General features: G+C 54.1%; 15 protein-coding genes. 12 read left to right on the top strand and 3 right to left on the bottom strand.

Annotated features, from left to right (window positions below; genetic code table 11):
- The first annotated feature begins 51 nt into the window (after positions 1–51).
- The 10 genes from PJU76_RS01355 (at position 52) to PJU76_RS01310 (ending at position 13,273) form a co-directional block, all read left to right on the top strand.
- Positions 52–1,356 (top strand): YeaH/YhbH family protein, encoded by a 1,305-nt coding sequence (locus PJU76_RS01355; protein ID WP_271780162.1) that lies wholly within the window; start codon positions 52–54, stop codon positions 1,354–1,356.
- Positions 1,349–2,824, top strand: coding sequence for a SpoVR family protein (locus PJU76_RS01350; RefSeq protein WP_271780161.1), 1,476 nt, complete (start codon positions 1,349–1,351; stop codon positions 2,822–2,824). The genes PJU76_RS01355 and PJU76_RS01350 overlap by 8 nt, the downstream gene beginning before the upstream one ends.
- 182 nt (positions 2,825–3,006) lie before the next feature.
- A complete protein-coding gene (locus PJU76_RS01345; RefSeq protein WP_271780160.1) occupies positions 3,007–3,303 on the top strand; it encodes a hypothetical protein in 297 nt (98 codons plus the stop codon).
- 165 nt (positions 3,304–3,468) lie between these two features.
- The gene (glnK, locus tag PJU76_RS01340) at positions 3,469–3,807 is read left to right on the top strand and encodes a P-II family nitrogen regulator (RefSeq protein WP_215849725.1); all 339 of its coding nucleotides are present in this window, start codon (positions 3,469–3,471) and stop codon (positions 3,805–3,807) included.
- 55 nt (positions 3,808–3,862) lie between these two features.
- Positions 3,863–5,167, top strand: a complete 1,305-nt coding sequence (locus PJU76_RS01335) for an ammonium transporter (RefSeq protein ID WP_271780159.1) — start codon at positions 3,863–3,865, stop codon at positions 5,165–5,167.
- A 366-nt stretch (positions 5,168–5,533) separates the two neighbouring features.
- The gene (locus PJU76_RS01330; RefSeq protein WP_271780158.1) at positions 5,534–8,074 is read left to right on the top strand and encodes a PP2C family protein-serine/threonine phosphatase; all 2,541 of its coding nucleotides are present in this window, start codon (positions 5,534–5,536) and stop codon (positions 8,072–8,074) included.
- A complete protein-coding gene (locus tag PJU76_RS01325) occupies positions 8,071–9,204 on the top strand; it encodes a PhnD/SsuA/transferrin family substrate-binding protein (protein ID WP_271780157.1) in 1,134 nt (377 codons plus the stop codon). Before PJU76_RS01330 ends, PJU76_RS01325 begins: the two co-directional genes overlap by 4 nt.
- A gap of 81 nt (positions 9,205–9,285) precedes the next feature.
- Positions 9,286–10,713 (top strand): ammonium transporter, encoded by a 1,428-nt coding sequence (locus PJU76_RS01320; protein ID WP_271780156.1) that lies wholly within the window; start codon positions 9,286–9,288, stop codon positions 10,711–10,713.
- Between the two features lie 44 nt (positions 10,714–10,757).
- Positions 10,758–12,563: a putative bifunctional diguanylate cyclase/phosphodiesterase gene (locus PJU76_RS01315; RefSeq protein ID WP_271780155.1), complete on the top strand. Its 1,806-nt coding sequence runs from the start codon at positions 10,758–10,760 to the stop codon at positions 12,561–12,563.
- Positions 12,560–13,273 carry a type 1 glutamine amidotransferase gene (locus PJU76_RS01310; RefSeq protein WP_271780154.1) on the top strand — a complete coding sequence of 238 codons (714 nt, stop codon included), beginning with the start codon at positions 12,560–12,562 and terminating at the stop codon, positions 13,271–13,273. The genes PJU76_RS01315 and PJU76_RS01310 overlap by 4 nt, the downstream gene beginning before the upstream one ends.
- Positions 13,274–13,398: 125 nt before the next feature.
- Here the strand turns inward: PJU76_RS01310 and PJU76_RS01305 are convergent, their stop codons facing one another.
- The gene (locus tag PJU76_RS01305; RefSeq protein ID WP_271780153.1) at positions 13,399–13,785 is read right to left on the bottom strand and encodes a hypothetical protein; all 387 of its coding nucleotides are present in this window, start codon (positions 13,783–13,785) and stop codon (positions 13,399–13,401) included.
- A 246-nt stretch (positions 13,786–14,031) separates the two neighbouring features.
- On the opposite strand from PJU76_RS01305, the gene PJU76_RS01300 reads away from it, so the two are divergent.
- Positions 14,032–14,409 (top strand): glycine zipper domain-containing protein, encoded by a 378-nt coding sequence (locus tag PJU76_RS01300; RefSeq protein ID WP_215850438.1) that lies wholly within the window; start codon positions 14,032–14,034, stop codon positions 14,407–14,409.
- A gap of 279 nt (positions 14,410–14,688) precedes the next feature.
- Positions 14,689–15,771 (top strand): septal ring lytic transglycosylase RlpA family protein, encoded by a 1,083-nt coding sequence (locus PJU76_RS01295; protein WP_271780152.1) that lies wholly within the window; start codon positions 14,689–14,691, stop codon positions 15,769–15,771.
- Here PJU76_RS01295 and PJU76_RS01290 read toward each other — a convergent pair.
- Complete coding sequence (locus PJU76_RS01290; RefSeq protein ID WP_271780151.1) at positions 15,752–16,060, bottom strand: superinfection immunity protein; 309 nt, start codon at positions 16,058–16,060, stop codon at positions 15,752–15,754. The two genes, PJU76_RS01295 and PJU76_RS01290, sit on opposite strands and share 20 nt — an antisense overlap.
- On the bottom strand, positions 16,057–17,304 hold the full coding sequence (gene kch / locus PJU76_RS01285; RefSeq protein WP_271780150.1) for a voltage-gated potassium channel protein: 1,248 nt from the start codon (positions 17,302–17,304) through the stop codon (positions 16,057–16,059). Before kch ends, PJU76_RS01290 begins: the two co-directional genes overlap by 4 nt.
- Positions 17,305–17,536: the final 232 nt, after the last annotated feature.

The following is a 17,536-nucleotide window of genomic DNA, read 5'->3' as shown; positions in this document are numbered from 1 at the left end:
CCCATTTTAGGTCATAATATAAGGCGAAGTGTCGCTGACCAGGAGTCTGCCATGAGCATGATTATCGACCGGCGCAGTTCCGGAACCCGATCCACGGCCAACCAAAATCGTCTGAACAGGCGTGTTCGCGCCCGGCTCAAGGTTGCCGTCGAAAAGATGGCGCGCTCCGGCTCCATTGAAGATCTGGCCAACGCCGACCAGCCCATTTCCATCCCCACCCGCGATCTTCATGAACCCAGCTTTCGCCGCGACCTCAGCGACACCTCCTGGGAACGGGTGTTCCCCGGCAATAAGGAATATCAGCGCGGCGACAAAATCAGCAAACCCGAAGGCGGCGGCTCGGGGAAGGGCCGGGAGGGCTCACCGGATGGTCTCGGCAATGACGAGGTGGCCATCGTCCTCTCCGCCGACGAATTTCTCGATCTGCTCTTCGACGGACTGGCTTTACCCAATCTGCTCAGGACCGTGCCGGGGGATATTCAGGCAGATCAATGGCGGCGGGCGGGTTTCATTAAAGATGGCAGCCCCTCCCGCATGCACGTCGGGCGTACCATGCGTGCCGCCCGTGCCCGTCGTCTCGCCCTGCGTGCCGGCAAGCGCCGTGAATTGCAGGACCTGCTGGACGCCCGCGACATACTGCAAGAAGAAATTCATGGCCGCCTGGCCCAGAAGCAGGATGTTTCCGTGGAGCGGGAGCGCCTCAGCGAACTGAATCGTCAGATTGCCGCCCTGGAACGCAAAATCAAAGCCATTCCCTTCATTGACGAAGCGGACCTGCGCTTTGCCCACATCGACCAGCAACCCCACCCCATCACCAATGCGGTGATGTTCTGCGTGATGGATGTGTCCGGCAGCATGGGCGAGAAGGAAAAGGACCTGGCCAAGCGCTTCTTCCTGCTGCTGTACCTGTTCGTGCATCGCCACTATCAGGCGGTGCAGATCGTCTTCATCAAGCACCACAGCACCGCCTCGGAGTGCAGCGAGCAGGCCTTTTTTGGTGCCCGCGAGGGAGGCGGCACGCTGGTCTCACCGGCCATCGCCCTGACCGAGGAAATCATACGGCAACGGTTCCCGCCAGAGCGCTGGAATGTCTATCTGGCGCAGGTATCTGACGGCGACAATTATTTTGCCGACAATGCGGTGGTGGAAGAGCATCTTATGCGTCTATTGCCGCGCTTGCGCAACCTCTTCTATCTGGAGGTCAACCGTGACAGTGAGAGCGATCTGCTGCAACTATACGAAGCCATTGCTCAGGATTTCCCGGAACTGATCACCGCCCGCGCCAGCGAGCGCGAGGATATCTACCCGCTCTTCCGTACCCTCTTTGCCACAGAGGAGACGCCGAGCCATGTCTAAATTCCTCTTCACCGACAACGACTGGACCTTCGCGCGGATTGACGCCGTCACCGAAGCCATCGCGGCCATCGCCGCCGAAGAACTCCAACTCGACACCTACCCCAATCAGTTGGAAATCATCAGCGCCGAGCAGATGCTCGATGCCTACGCCTCCATCGGTCTACCAGTCTATTATGCCCACTGGTCCTTCGGCAAACAGCGTGCCATCGAATCCGGGCAATATCGGCGCGGCGAGATGGGTCTGGCCTATGAACTGGTGATCAACAGCAACCCCTGCATCAGCTACCTCATGGAAGAAAACACCATGACCATGCAGACCCTGGTCATCGCCCATGCCGCCTACGGGCATAACGCCTTCTTCAAAAACAATGTCTTCTTTCAGCAGTGGACCGATGCCGAAGGTATTCTCGACTACCTGGAATTCGCCCAGCGCTACATCGCCCACTGCGAAGAACGCTACGGCATCGACGCGGTGACCGACGTACTGGACGCCGCCCACGCCATCAGTCGCAACGGCGTGGATCGCGCCCGCCGCCCGCGCCAGCTTTCGGCGCGCGCGGAAGAACAACGACGCGAAGAGCGCGAACACTATCTGCAGCAGCAGCTCTCCGAAATATGGCGCACCCTGCCCCCGCGTAGCGTCGACCAGCCCGCTGATCCCACCGTATTTCCGCCATCCCCCCAGGAAAACCTACTCTACTTCATCGAAAAGAACGCCCCGCACCTGGAGGGTTGGAAGCGGGAAATCCTGCGCATCGTGCGCAAAATCGCCCAATATCTCTACCCGCAGGGGCAAACCAAGATCATGAACGAAGGCTTCGCCTGCTTCGTGCATTACCATATTCTGCACAGTCTGCATGCCAGGGGACTGATTACCGACGGTACTTTGCTGGAATTTTACGCCAGCCACACCGCCGTCACCTTCCAGCCGGACTTTGATGATCCGCGCTACAGCGGCATCAACCCCTATGCCCTCGGTTTCGCCATGTTCCAGGACATCAAACGGATATGTCTCGCACCCACGGACGAAGACCATCGCTGGTTCCCCTTTGCTGGGGACCCGGACTGGCGCAAGCATATCCACTTCGCCATGCGCGAATTCCGCGATGAGAGCTTTGTCCTGCAATATCTCTCACCCAAGGTCATGCGTGACCTGCATCTCTTTGCCCTGAGCAACGACCCCAGCGCTACGACATACCAGGTGAGCGCCATCCATGATGATCACGGCTACCAGTATCTGCGCCAGACCTTAGCCCAACAAATCGCCGAAAGCACCCGCCCGCCGGACATCCAGATCGTGTCCGTGGATCGCTGGGGCGATCGCCATCTACGTTTGCGGCAGATGGATAACCAACCCCTCGCCCAGGATGAGGCACAGAGAACCCTCAGCTTTGTGCATAGCCTTTGGGGATATGATGTTCACCTGGATATGGAAGACCTTTCCCTGAGGGAACCATTCACATCCTGAAGGTTGTTATTCCGCAATCCCAGCATATCGCACCATAATAGTGCATGGCACACCATAATGGTGCGCCATCCTGTTTGGCACCTCGCCTTTTTTACCAACCCTATTGATTTTTAAATCGTTAAAAATTGGCATCAAGTTTGCTTGGAGCTCCCTGGGATGTCATACAACGGGGAGCGACAAACGTGAACACGTTAAAAAACGGTTATCGTTATAAGATCATCTCGCTGGCGATGTTTGCGGCACTGCCCATGATGATTGAGACCGGGCTCGTGCAGTTTTATCCGCAGGCAGGGGCGTATAACGTCATGGCTCTGGACTCCAGCTATTTCTCCAATAGCTATCAGAGCTGGAATATCGAGCGCGGCTTGCTCTGGAACCAGGGGAATGCGGCCAACCTCATCGGCTTCGGTCCCCGCTCCCATGCCTGGTCGCTGACCGTGACACCGACGTACCAAAACGACGGCTTTTCCCCGTGCTGAGTTACCTGATGTCGCTGCCACCATGCCAAGCGATACGGGTTTCTCGGGCACCGACGGCCTTGCCCAAACCCGATTCCGCAGCATGCTCGAAACCGGCTTCATGTCCTAACCCCCGTGGGCTGCTGCCCCCGGGATGTTCCAATCCTGTACGAGAGGTGTGTCGCTATGAAATTGATTACTGCCATTGTTAAACCCTTCAAACTCGATGATGTCCGTGAGGCGCTATCGGCGGTAGGGATCCAGGGCCTCACGGTTACCGAGGTCAAAGGCTTCGGGCGCCAGAAAGGTCATACCGAACTCTACCGCGGCGCTGAATACGTGGTGGATTTTCTCCCCAAGGTCAAAATCGAGGCGGTAATCAGCGATGATGCCGTCGACCAAGCCATTGAAGCCATCGAAAAAGGTGCCCGCACCGGCAAGATTGGTGACGGTAAAATCTTTGTCTCCGAAGTCTTGGAGGCCATTCGTATCCGCACCGGCGAATCCGGTAATGATGCGCTGTAATCACTTATAACCGTTTTACAACCGCTCCAAAATCCTTATAGGGAGGAATTTCTTCATGTCAGTAGCTTGGCTTAATACCGGTGACAATGCGTGGCAGCTTACCGCAGCAACTGTCGTTGGCTTGCAAAGTGTCCCCGGCCTCGTCGTCCTGTACGCGGGCATCGTTAAGAAGAAGTGGGCTGTCAACTCCGCTTTTATGGCTTTTTACGCCTTCGCTGCCGTTTTGATTGCCTGGGTTCTCTGGGCTTATAACATGGGCTTCGGTAATCAATGGTTCCCTTTCGTCGGTACGCCACATCCTATCATCAGCATGCAAGATGAACTCAAACAGGCGCTCATTCCGGCATCAAACACCAGCGCCGCTTTTCCCATGTCTACCATGGTGTATTTTCAGTTCGTTTTTGCCGCCATTACCTTGATAATCATGGCCGGCGCATTCCTCGGGCGCATGAGTTTCAAGGCATGGATGATTTTCGTGCCCTTGTGGTTGACCTTCTCCTACACTATCGGCGCCTTCAGTCTCTGGGGTGGTGGCTTCCTCTCGAGCCTCGGAGTCATCGACTATTCCGGTGGTTATGTCATTCATCTCTCTGCCGGTGTCGCGGGCTTTATCGGTGCAGCGGTCATTGGCCCCCGTCTGGCGCGTGACCGGGAAAACTTTCAGCCCAACAACGTATTGCTGATGCTGGTCGGCGCCGGCATTCTCTGGCTCGGCTGGAACGGCTTCAACGGTGGTGATCCTTACGCCGCGAGTCGTGATGCGGGTGCCGCGGTTCTGAACACCAACATCGCCACAGCGGTCAGCGTCATTATGTGGACCATCATGGATATCTTCTACTTCAAGAAGCCATCCGTCATCGGTGCCGTACAGGGCATGATCACCGGGTTGGTGGCTATCACCCCGGCCGCCGGCGTAGTCGATGGTTACGGTGCGATCGCCATCGGCATCGCCTCAGGCATTATCCCCTGGCTCAGTATGAACCTGCTCGGCAAAACCGCACTTTTCCGCAAAGTGGATGACACTCTGGGTGTCTTTCACACCCATGCGGTGGCGGGTTTACTCGGTGGTGTCATGACCGGTTTACTGGCGACCAAGGCGGGTTGTGCAGCTTTCGCCTTGAGCACGCCGGGCGGCGCTATCGAGGGGAACTGGCATCAGGTCTGGCTACAACTCATCGGTGCAGCGTTCATCATCGTGCTGAATATCGTAGTGACGTACATTCTGCTCAAGCTCATCAGCCTGATCGTGCCACTACGTATGTCCGAAGAAGAACTGCTGATCGGCGATGATGCGATCCACGGCGAGGAAGCCTACGCCTTCTATGGTGATGGTGAACGTCGACCAGTGGCTGGGGACTGAACTCCACTCACACTTCAACCTCCTTACACACGGCGGTTACCCGCCGTGTTTTTTCCCTTAATTATTCACTTAATAAACTATAAATATTTTAACGCGTAGCGTTTTATATCAGCCACGCAATCACAACAAATAGAATAAATAGGTTACAGAATCCATACGGATATTATCTTTCTTTCACACATTGACACCTTGTCGAATTGCTCTAAATAACATTATAAGGCTAGGCATCAGGACTAACATGGCCTCCTTATCTGGAGAAATGCACGCCATAAGTTAACACATAATACCATGTATTGATGACTTTTATATCCCAGAGAAAACCTGTCCCCAGCCCAACAACAAGCGTCTCGTTTTACTGAGGATCATATGGAAAACGTAAAGCTCTCCGAACGTGTTCCTGTTGGTGCATTCTACCGAACCAACATAGAAGCGGTAGAAGATGTACGCAGCAGATACTTCATCGCACTATCGATTCCCGCATTTTTACTCATCATGACCGGGATCGGCACGTGGGAGTCATTAGCCTTCCACGCGCGATCCGCGACCTCATTTCACCAGTATGAGCACTACTTGGGGGCGCTCACCAAAATTGAAGGGGGTCAACGTTCAGCAACACAAGCTCTTCAGGAGCTTGCCGACCAGACAGCAAACTCAAGAACTAACAGTAGCGGCCAGTATCTATCAAATTTTGAAAAGAAAATAGCATACAATCAGCCATTAAATACTGCTTTATCCAATCTATTACATGGCAACAATGGAAATATTCCACTAATACGTGAACAACTGAAAGCAGCCGCGCACCATTATCAAGAAATCGAAAAACAGTACTTCAGCTATGCTCAATGGTTCCTATCAGGAGGCGGAACTCTCATTTTTTTATCACTGATATATGTTTGGTTCGGCATTTTACAACCCATCGGCAAACAAAGCCGAGAGCGTGCGCTTGCCCTAGCCCGTGCCGGTGAGTTCAATGAGGATGTCATTAATACTTCACGGGTAATCATCCTGGTGATCGATGCAGAAAACAACGTCGTTCTCGTTAATCATTATTTTCAAACGCTTTTGCAATGGCCTCGCACACAAATAGTCGGTCACCACTTACTGGATCGTCTATTTCTTCCGCAAGATCACGCAACCATGCTAACGCTACTAAATGAGGGCAATCCAGAGCAGATTCTGGAACTCCCCATACTCAATTCCGCCGGTGCCCAACTGATCATGGCGTGGACTGTGACGCCGGTACGCGATGTTACTGGCGAGGAACTCTTGCGGGTTGCCATGGGCGTGAATGTCACCGAACGGGCAGCCGCCGAACATGCACAACAAGTTGCCCTGCTCAAAGCGCAGTCATTGAGTGATCGCCTACAAGACGAGGCACAACAAGCTGCCGAATTACATACGGCTTTTCTCGGCCCAGAGCAGATCGCACTGCCAGGCCTGTCCGGTATCGCCGCCAGTATCACCAGCTCGGAAGTAGGCGGTGACTATCTGGATTGCTATACAACCAAAGAAACATCCGTGCTGGTACTCGGGGATGTGAGCGGACATGGTCTCGCGGCCGGGAGCATCGTGGCTGTCGCAAAAACAGTTATCAACCAATTACGGGCTGATGGTATTGGGCGTCCAGATCAAGTGCTTAGGCAGCTCAACAATGCCATTCTTAATACCGCACAGGGATTGCGTCTAATGACCATGATCTGCGCGGCCGTAGATTTTCGCCATGGCATTCTGTACCTCGCCAATGCGGGGCAGCAATTTCCCTATCTCCAAAAACCGGATGGGCAGTGGGAAATGCTTGAAATTGGTGGCCTTCCACTAGGCCAGGAATTAAATCCCGACATCTCCACAAACGAATGGGACATGCCGTTAGGAAGTCGACTGATCCTCATCAGTGATGGATGGGTTGAAGAAAACGCACCGGATGGAACGCCATTTGGCTATGAACGATTGGAACAAGCACTCGAAGAATTTTCTACCTTAGATGACAAGCAATTGCGTGACGCACTAATCGCCAGACTAATTACATTCTGTGAACGGGATACTTTTGATGATGATTTAAGCATCATCGTTGTGCACCATAACGAGCGTTATCCCGCAGTGTCTGAATGGCGTTCAGAACAACCACTGGAACTCATCAGAATATCTCAGGATTACTACGCCAATAAGACCATTTCCCCGCGCCTGTCACGCCAACATATCGTACTATTTGCCGAACATGAATGGCAAAATCTGCTTCCACGGATGAGTCAGGATGGAATACGTCGGATACTAATTCCAGGAAACCCATTCCTGCAAGAAATGGGCTGGGACAATCTCCTGAATGCCCACAAGGAAATCGACAACGAGTTGTCACTCTATCTCCATATTGATACTCCTCTCCAATTACCTATCACCACTTCGACAGATAAACTGGGGGTTATTGCGTCCTTGGCGTCCTGGCTGGCAGAGACTGACGTGCGCGATGACTGGATCGATGTTTGCACACTCGTCGCCGATGAGCTCCTCGAAAATGCACTTTATGCCGCACCACGAGATGCACGAGGACAAGCCATTCATTCAAAAGGCGTAGATCGTATACTTAACGAAGATGAACATATCAGTCTACATATGGGTCGTCGAAACAATATTCTCGCCATTCAAATGAGAGACAACTGGGGCACATTGACACCATCAATATTATTACAACGCCTGGGCGCACACATTCAAGGTCATGGACTCATCGCCAATCAGGGAGGCGGTGGATTATATTTGTTGTGGCGTTTTTCTGACTATATGCAAATTCGTGTTTTCCCCGGGCGCGAAACGCGCGCGACGTTATTCTTCGATCTGAATCATCCACCGCACGAAGATCACTATTCCGCATTCCAATTTCTTTATCACAGTGACATTTGCGAGGTAAATTCATGACTACCTTTGAAATCATCACTCAAAGCTCGGCCGATGAGCCGGCCATTTACCGTCTGCGCGGCGTCATTGACGCCGCCGCTAAATCACACATGGACTCCCTGCTTGCCATAAACAAGTCGGCCATTCTGGATTTCACTGAAGTTTCACGCGTCAACTCCATGGGTTTAGCTATTCTCCTCAACATCTTGAAACAACTTCACGGTAACAGACTACCCATCGCGGTCGAGGGGATGAATCGCATGACGGCGATGCTGTTTAAAATGACCGGATTGAATCAATACCTGACAAATCATGCAGCCGCACCCGAGGTTGCTCATGTAACATTAAATACCGCAACTACCGCTTCGTCCATGCAAAACAGTCCGTCACCAAAAACTCCATCGCTGAACGATCATTGGCGATTTTCCGTGAGTCTGCAGGAGCGTACTCAGTTAGAAGGATGGTACTTTCTCAATACCCATCTTCAGAAAAAATGGGGACGCTCTATACGACTAGAGCCCCATTTCGGCGCGCTGGAACAGGGCGACACGGCTCCATCAGACTCTGCGGACATAGTGTTTGCCTCACCTTTTGCTGTATGCGAACTCATTCAAATGGGTTTTTCACCATTACTTGTACCTTGCGCAAACCCCGAAGAGGCAGTCGTCATTTGCCGAAAAAATGACGAGAGAACCACATTTAGTCAGTTCTCTCGCCCCAAAGTCATTACCGACAGAATGGACAGCTACGCCTACTTGCTGGGTAGATTGCTCATGGATGAATCAGGCTTTTCATCGGACAGTGCCAACTACTTGTTTGTCGGTAATGATATCAAGTCCGTGCAGATGTTATTACGAAGCATGGGTGACATTGCCATTTTACCACGGCAAACCTTTTACGGACTTTCACCCATAACCAAAGATGAGTTGAAAGTCATGGATGAGAGCCAAACGGACTTTGCTTATCATGCATTATGCTTGTCCTCGCACCGGAGATCAGATGCTACGGCGGTCATCAACCTCTTCATTTCTCTACAAGATGAAACAAAAGGCCAAGAGATACTCAGAGGGCTTGGCATTCGTGGCTGGCGAGAGCCAGCATCCGAAGAGATAAACATGTTGACCGCGGTGTACAAAAAATATGTGGGATAGTGGGTAACATTAATAACAAATTTTCACAGTCATAACACCATCATTTTTTCTAGGGATCAATAAAACTTAGCGGAGACCATCATGTATCTAGAACATCCATCTTATTTGAGTCCTGGCGATACTGCGTGGCAGATAACTGCAGCCACACTCGTGGGGTTACAGAGCGTTCCGGGGTTGGCCATTCTTTATGGCGGTATCGTCAAGAAGAAATGGGCGCTCAATTCCGCAATGATGGTCTTTTACGCTTTTGCTGCCGTTCTGATTACGTGGATGCTCTGTGGGTTTAGCATCGCTTTCGGCAGTCCTGTGCACCTGGGCCCCGGAATACTTTCGGGACTATTTGGTTGGCCCCGCCCCGTCATGTCCGCCATCGACAGCATCGGCCAAGCCAACATCCCACTATTGAATGGCATCATGCCTGCCTTTGCCTTTCCACAATCCGCATTGATTTACTTTCAATTTGTATTCGCCGCCATCACCCCAATTCTGCTTGCTGGCGGCGTTCTTGGACGAATGAACTTCAAAGCATGGATTATTTTTGTACCTATATGGTCCGCGCTCGTTTATTCAGTGGGCGCCTTCATGCTCTGGGGTGGTGGCTGGTTAGCGCAACTCGGAGCCGTTGATTACTCCGGAGGTTACGTCATTCACGTCGCTGCGGGTATTTCAGGATTCGTAGCGGCGGCGATGATTGGACCGCGACTTTTTGCAGACCGGGTGGATTTCCCTCCGAACAACCTCATTATGGCCATGGCGGGAGCCGGTCTTTTGTGGCTTGGCTGGAATGGATTTAACGGCGGCGATCCTTACTTCGCCAATCAGGACATGGCCGCTGCCGTGATCAATACCAATCTCGCCACGGCGGCGGCATTGCTGACCTGGCTGTTCATGGACATGGCGTTTCTCGGCAGAGCGTCTATGGTGGGGGCCATCAATGGCATGATTTGCGGATTGGTCGCTATCACACCGGCTGCGGGTTTCCTGAATGGTTGGGGTGCACTGATTCTTGGCGTAACCGCCGGTATGGTTCCCTGGATTACCATGAACAAGATAGGACCAAAAACATGGCTGAGTAAGGTTGACGATACACTTGGCGTATTACACACCCACGCCGTTGCCGGTGCCGTAGGTGGATTGATGGTGGGTCTTCTCGGCGATCCACGCATGGTCCTGTACTACGGAGCGGGCAAAACATCGGACATATCCGTAGATGGGTTACTCTATGGCGGTGGATTCTCGCAACTTTGGCATCAATTGATTGCCCTCGTGGTAATCGTGGGATATAACCTCGTTATGACGTTCGTCATTCTGAAACTGATAGGGGTGTTCATCCCTCTGCGCATGGGTGACGCTGATTTAGAGGTCGGTGACTACGCCATACATAAGGAGGATCCCATTCCGGGGGTCATGGGTGCGCCCATTGAGAATCTGGTGCCGAATAAACCCGCATGGGATGGCCCCGACACGGTCGGGCCAACGACTCACTACCCGCCGGTTGGTACGGATTAGTTGATGGCTTAACCCTGCTGTTGTAGAACCGCAGAGGACCTAAGATGATTCCCGATTCTGTTCTGAACCGATTACAACATCTGGTGCGCGTCTACGAATTCAGTACATTTTTCGAGGAAACGGCTAGGCTAGCTGCAGACCTGATGGAGGCCGATGGCGCCGCCTTCATCGTCCACGAAGATCATAACCTGCGTTACCTGTTTTTTCATGGCCTACCCACGAGCTATTCAGACCTGTCGAAGCACGTTTTTCCAGACGACCGCGGAAACAGCGGTGCCGCACTACGGACGGACCGCGCCATTTATGTGCCGGATTATCCACATAGCGCCCACGCCATGCCGGAGTATGTAGCTACTGGGTTACAGGCAAGCCTCGCCCTCCCCGTCCACGGCCCCCAGGGTGCCAGTGGCATCCTGGCTGTTGCCTGGTTCCGCCCAGCGCCCGCGGAGCTCGCTGAAAGCACTTTGCACTTGGCACAATTATTGGCCGATATGCTAGGCGCCGCGTGGTACCGGATGGGTATTGAGCTGCACCTGGAACAGATTGCCACTCGGGATATCCTCACCGGCATACCCAATCGCTACCAACTCGAAGAGCGCCTAAACATCGCCTGTGCCCGCGCGCTGCGTGATCAACGCATCCTCGCCATTGTTTTATTGGATATTGATGGCTTCAAGGAAGTGAATGACAGCTTAGGGCACAGAGCGGGGGATCGTCTGCTGCGGGAAATTGTGACCCGCCTGCATGATGTGCTGCGTGCCAGTGATACCATCGTCCGCCTGGCCAGTGACGAGTTCATACTGCTGCTGGAAAAACTGCACAGCCCGCGCGATCTGGAAGATGTACTCCAGCGCATTCTGCTGGCGCTCAACATTCGCATCGGGGTGGATAATCAGCAGGTTGGTATAACCGTCAGCGCTGGCGTCACCACTTATCCGCATGATAACGTCGATCCCGTTGAGCTTATCCACCATGCGGACCAGGCGGTCTATCGTGCCAAGGCGTCGGGTGGGAATTGCTGGAGCTATTACGATCATGCAGATGATGACCGTCGGCGCTCCGCCCAACACCTGCGCGGTGAACTGGAACGCGCACTGTCAAAACAGGAGTTTGTCCTCTACTGGCAGCCTATCATCGACATGCAGAGCGGTCTTTGCGTTGCTGCAGAAGCATTGATCCGCTGGCAGCACCCTGAGCGCGGTCTGCTCCTGCCCGACAGTTTTCTGGACGTCGCGGAGAACTCTACGGTCATGCAGCGCATTGGGGCGTGGGTTATCCATAACGCTTGCCAACACGGCGAGGCCTGGGCCAAGCAGGGCATACTCCCAGACATCCAGATCAACCTCGCTGCTCGCCAGGTAGAAAATCATCGTCTCTGCGACGACTTACGTCGCGCACTGGCGGGCTGCCCCGCTCTGCCCACAGAGCGCATCTGCCTGGAACTGGTTGAACGCATCGCCCTGCGCGATATTGCCAAAACCACCAGACTGATCAGTGACTGCCAGAGCCTTGGTGTGCGCTTCGCCCTCGACGACTTTGGAACCGGGCCCGCCGCACTGCAATACCTGCTTGAACTCGGCTGCAACCAAATCAAAATCGACCACAGCTTCGTCATCCCCATGACCGGGAGTCAACGTCACCAACGGATGATTCAGGCCATGATCCAGATGGCCCATGCGCTTGGCGTAACCGTCACCGCCGAAGGCATCGAGAACATGGAGAGCGCCGAACTCCTGCGCCAGATGCGGGCGGACCGAGGACAGGGATATGGCATCGCCATGCCCATGCCGGCATCAGATTTTGCCACATACTGGCTACAACACACCGCTGCGGAACAGCCTGCAACATGACGAAAATTCTCGTTCTGCAACACCATCCGGAAGAAGGGCTGGGTAGCCTGCAACATATTCTTGCGGCACAGGGGCACCAAACGGAAGTGCATCGCCTTGATCTGGGCGTGCCGGTTCCCGATCATCTGCTTGGCTATGGCGCCTTAATCATCATGGGCGGACCCATGAGCGTCCACGATACGGGCCGGTACCCGTGGCTACTCTCCGAGCAACAAATTATCCGCCAGGCAGTTGGCGAAGAACTCCCCGTTCTGGGACACTGCCTCGGCGGGCAACTGATTGCCCGTGCGCTGGGCGGCCAAGTAACCCCTAACCCGGATGGCCCGGAAATCGGCTGGTGGCCGGTCACCAAAACCCTGGAAGCAATGAGCAGCGACTGGTTAGCAGGGCTTCCCGACTCGTTTACACTCTTTCACTGGCATGGCGAAACTTTTTCCCTACCATCCGGTGCGGTACCACTGCTCTCCAGCGACTTTTGTACCCAGCAGGCCTTCGCTATTGGTAAACACTGTCTGGCACTTCAGGGCCATCCGGAAGTCACCCCCACCATGGTGCAAGCCTGGACGAAAAGCATGGCGGATGACCTGCAGCAAACTGGTGCAGGCGTACAACGCAGCAGGACTATTCACGACCATCTGGAGCACCGATGTGAAGAGTTGCTGGGCAGCGCCACGGCAATCTACCGCCCGTGGCTGGAGCAGTTGCGCTGACAGCACAGCGTCGCCCAATCTTGATGATCATCTCCGCGGTCAGCAAACGGTGCGACGCCATGACCTCCGTCGGATCGCGGACAGCGGTCGGGTGGTCGCCGCCGCCACAAGTCACTATGCCGCATTCAAGGCCGTGCGATGGCCTGCCCAACATACTGTCCCATCCAGTGTTCTATCTCTTCCACCTCACGGAGGTGTCCATAAAGGCCTATGCGTGCCGAGAATTTAGTGACTGCGGCGCCTTTGGTCCGCAGGGTGATAAGAATGGCGTTACCCTCTGAATCATAGCCATGCACTTCGACAGTATCGGGGCTGACCTGCTTGGACCCGGTAAACCGCATCCCCGCCTGAGGTAAGGCTTTCTCAGCCGCGGCAGCAACCACGCTGAGCGATGCTGGGTAATAAGTATAATACGGCACCGGGTTAACTTGCGGGGCCCAACTGGCTGCACATCCACTCAGCCCAAGAGCCAGCACCGCAGAGGCCGCCGCGAGGCGTGATGATAAGGTCATAGCACATTCTCCATAGCAAACCACGAGATCGGTCCGGGGAGTGGACCATCGCTCCATACTATACCGCAAAAAATGGCGGCGGGGATTCATCCTGCAAAGCCCAAAGATGGTGAAAGATAGGAGACACGCTGCCCGGAACTGCCATTGCGATCGGCAAGTACTGTACCTACTTGACTACACTAGCATCCTTGCGGAGCTTGGCACCATAATAAGCACCTTAATACTATGTACGAGGAGATAATGACCATGAAGACAGCACGCTGGTTAATGATTGCAACATTACCCCTTGCATTGGTGGGCTGCGCGAATAATCCCTATGCCAGCAATAGCACCACGGCGAATACGGCGGGGGGTTCCCTGCTCGGTGCTGTAGCCGGCGCAGTCATCGGCAACCAGACGGGTTCCCCGCTGGCGGGCGCCGCCATCGGCGCAGGGTTAGGCGGACTTGCCGGTTATGGCATCTCTAAAAGCCAACAACAGGCACCGGCACCACAACAGCCCGGTTACTATGCAGCTCCGCAGGGCAGTGTACCGTGCCCCGCCGGCTATGTGTGCAAACCGACGGCACCGCAATACCAGCAGGCACCCGCCTGTCCGCCAGGATATACCTGCTACCATCGATAAACATGAAGCATGGCGGTAGCCCAAACGTCCGGCAGGCGCCCCGCTGCCACGTAACTATAGTGGCGCCTGGATGGCATTGCAGAATAAAGGAAACCCTGCTGGAATTCCGGCAGGACCGGGATGGCCCATAGCAGCAGAAGTATCTGCCATACATATCGTTTGCCGATATTTTTCATTGATTGCTTGAGAATAAACGGCCAACCATCAGCTCTACTTGAATTTTCTGGAAAGCATGGCCTAGAATGCAAAGGTCTTTCCAGACGGAGGCCGTGCATCAGCATGTGCGTACGATACCATCTTCAGATTGTCAGACTGGGGGCTTTCGGCTTTGCCGCCGCAGCACTTGCGGGCTGTGCGAGTGTGCCCAGTCACATGGTCGGCACGTCAGGCGGTGGCTACGGTTCGGCGATGGTGGGCTCTGCCTATTCCACCGGGCAGGATTGCCATGCGCCAGCGCCAAACTTCCATGCTGCCTACAATCAACCTTACGAAATAAATGGATATTGGTATCATCCTATGCGTAGCGATGCGAGCTTTTCCGAAAATGGAATCGCCTCATGGTACAACCAGCAATCCTCCAGTGCTGTAACCGCCATGGGCACCGCTTTTCATGCCCGGCAAATGACAGCCGCGAGCCGAACGCTACCGCTGCCTTCCTGCGTACGCGTCACCAATCTGAAGAACGGGCGCAGCGTCGTCGTGCTGGTCGATGATCGCGGTCCCTTCGTGAGTGGTCGCATCATGGATATGTCCTATGGTGCCGCCAGCCAGTTGGGCATGCTCAACCAGGGCACAACGCCGGTACACATTCAGGTGATTCCCAGCAGTCCAATCCCCGGCACACCGCCTCCTCAAGTGCTGCCTGTGGTACAACGTACCGCGCCCAGGATGGCGCCCGTGCCAATCTTGCACACGCCGATAGCGATGCCGGCGGTACCCGCCTATTCACCGTCTTCCACTGCCAGCGCCAACCTGATGGCTGTAGTGGATGACACTTTTTCCAACGGCCCGAAACGCGCCGCATCTGCCGGCGTCCAGAAAGCCCCCCCTGCTCCCATTCCACCACGCCGGGAGGCCGCCACCCACATCTTAAGGCAGTGGCGGCAAGCACCACGGTCCGAGCAAGTATATCTGGAAACGGCAAGCCCCATGCAACTGCAGACTGCTATCCGCGAGCGCAGCAAACTGCAAGATTTCGGGATCAGCACCGCGCATATGGTGCCAGTATCCTCTACAACTGCGGGCGGGCTATATAAAATCAAAATCGGGCCGATGGCCCCTACCACCGCCCCGCAAGACTATGCGGCCAGCTTGCAACGCCTGCGCCTTGGCACCTTTGTCGTCAGCGCACAGGCGGGTTAAAAACATCCGCGCTTAATTTGCGTAAGGGCGGCGCCCGGCGCTCGCCGAGAATGGCCCAGACAATCAGGATGATCCAGGCAATGCCCGACCAGCCGAGCACGATGTTCAGCACCAATACCCATAGGAAATGTTCGTGATGCCGTGCGGCGGCAACAATGCTGGGGATGAAATAGATAAACAAACCGAATATGGCACCCAATAACCACACCACCACGTGCAAAAATATCGCCGCAATGCCCAATCCTATCAGGGCCAACACAACAATGCCTAGCGCCATTAAAGTACTCAAGCCTCAGCTCCTTCCGCCTTAGCGGTAAATAGTTTAGTGACAATGGTATCTCCCACCAGTTCTTCACCACTGAGCGTCAGCGCCAGCAATTCACTGCCCAACACTTCCGGGGAAATAATAAGGTCCACTCCAAGTTGTCGGAGGCGTTCAAGATTTTTACCGTCCTGAACCGCCGCCACGGTTTTACCGGGAATGGCCAACTCCTTGGCGGCAAGAACGATAAAGGCGTTTTCGCTATCGACAACCCGCAATGCGAGCACACCCAAGGCGCATTCTGCCCCCGCCTTACGCAAAACATCCAGGTCCGTTGCATCACCTATCATCAGGTCTTCCTTAGCCATCCACACATGCTCTGGCGTCACGGGAACCAGCACCAACGCCGGTAAATGCCGGGCACGTAAGGCGCGATAGGTATTTTGTGCCAACGCATTATCGCCAATAATCAGATAATGGTTACGGTGAGCACGTTTTTTTTCTCCCATCAGCAGGTGCTGCATCCGGCCATTTACCAACGGTACAACGACCGCAGAAATAGAAGTTGCGAAAACGGTGATACCCAGGATGATGATGGAGATAACAAAAAGTCTGGCATCTTCGCTTTTCGGCACAATATCCCCATACCCCACGGTAGACATGGTAACCACGGCAAAATACAAGGCGCTCACCAGGTTCTTGATAGGTGGCGAAAATCCTGCGCCCAACACGTAACTGCCCAGTACCGCATAACTCATCAGGAGCAAAATAGAAATCGCCGCAAAAAGCGTACCTGCCGCCAAGCTCGAACGTGCAAAATGACGTCTAAATAACAGCAACGACACCAGGATGACGGCATTAAAAATGATAACGCCACTCCACACATCACCATAGTGATGCCACAATATGGCCAGCATCGCTGCCGCCAACACCAGTGTAATGGCCCAGGCAAAACGGGAGCGAAAGAGCAACCCGAAAGCCATCAGCAGCAGCACAAACCCAGCCACCACTTCGGGTACCGTACCCAAAGCCGACAACAGGGGCACCTGGGTCAGGCTCGTGGAGGGTGCGAGATCAGTCAGTTCAGGGAAGAGTTGTATGAGATGGGGCAATGCATCCAGTATGGCCAGCACACCCAGTAGTCCTACAGCAACAGCCATCGGTATCTGCGGAAACCATACATCCAGATGCAAAACTACCGGCGCCTTAGCCAGGAAGCGAAAAAATCGCTGCCGCAGCGATAGTTTCAGCACATCGGGGATTCTGATCATGAACAGCCCCTCATTTTTGGAGACCAGACGTTGGTAAATTAGAAATTCGGCGAGATGATAAAACACCTCTCAGCCTAAACCTCATCCACTCAGAACTGTAGCATCCACGGGGCGCTGCAGCGACCCGCCCCACGCAAGACGGGAACATAGCGTAACGGTAAACGTTCCATAACTGCCCATCCACCGGATAAACCGCACAAAAAATCGCTCTTGACATTACACCGAGCTTCAA

The sequence above is a fragment of the Acidithiobacillus ferriphilus genome (assembly GCF_028215975.1).
GTDB lineage: Bacteria > Pseudomonadota > Gammaproteobacteria > Acidithiobacillales > Acidithiobacillaceae > Acidithiobacillus > Acidithiobacillus ferriphilus.
The sequence above is the reverse complement of the archived record's forward strand: the minus strand, read 5'-3'. Positions and strand labels throughout refer to the sequence as shown.

What these genes read in the sequence shown, in the direction of transcription:
- PJU76_RS01355 (WP_271780162.1), top strand. Translation starts at nt 52, where the DNA reads ATGAGCATGATTATCGACCGGCGCAGTTCCGGAACCCGATCCACGGCC.
- PJU76_RS01350 (WP_271780161.1), top strand. Translation starts at nt 1,349, where the DNA reads ATGTCTAAATTCCTCTTCACCGACAACGACTGGACCTTCGCGCGGATT.
- glnK (WP_215849725.1), top strand. Translation starts at nt 3,469, where the DNA reads ATGAAATTGATTACTGCCATTGTTAAACCCTTCAAACTCGATGATGTC.
- PJU76_RS01335 (WP_271780159.1), top strand. Translation starts at nt 3,863, where the DNA reads ATGTCAGTAGCTTGGCTTAATACCGGTGACAATGCGTGGCAGCTTACC.
- PJU76_RS01330 (WP_271780158.1), top strand. Translation starts at nt 5,534, where the DNA reads ATGGAAAACGTAAAGCTCTCCGAACGTGTTCCTGTTGGTGCATTCTAC.
- PJU76_RS01325 (WP_271780157.1), top strand. Translation starts at nt 8,071, where the DNA reads ATGACTACCTTTGAAATCATCACTCAAAGCTCGGCCGATGAGCCGGCC.
- PJU76_RS01320 (WP_271780156.1), top strand. Translation starts at nt 9,286, where the DNA reads ATGTATCTAGAACATCCATCTTATTTGAGTCCTGGCGATACTGCGTGG.
- PJU76_RS01315 (WP_271780155.1), top strand. Translation starts at nt 10,758, where the DNA reads ATGATTCCCGATTCTGTTCTGAACCGATTACAACATCTGGTGCGCGTC.
- PJU76_RS01310 (WP_271780154.1), top strand. Translation starts at nt 12,560, where the DNA reads ATGACGAAAATTCTCGTTCTGCAACACCATCCGGAAGAAGGGCTGGGT.
- PJU76_RS01305 (WP_271780153.1), bottom strand. Translation starts at nt 13,785, where the DNA reads ATGACCTTATCATCACGCCTCGCGGCGGCCTCTGCGGTGCTGGCTCTT.
- PJU76_RS01300 (WP_215850438.1), top strand. Translation starts at nt 14,032, where the DNA reads ATGAAGACAGCACGCTGGTTAATGATTGCAACATTACCCCTTGCATTG.
- PJU76_RS01295 (WP_271780152.1), top strand. Translation starts at nt 14,689, where the DNA reads ATGTGCGTACGATACCATCTTCAGATTGTCAGACTGGGGGCTTTCGGC.
- kch (WP_271780150.1), bottom strand. Translation starts at nt 17,304, where the DNA reads ATGATCAGAATCCCCGATGTGCTGAAACTATCGCTGCGGCAGCGATTT.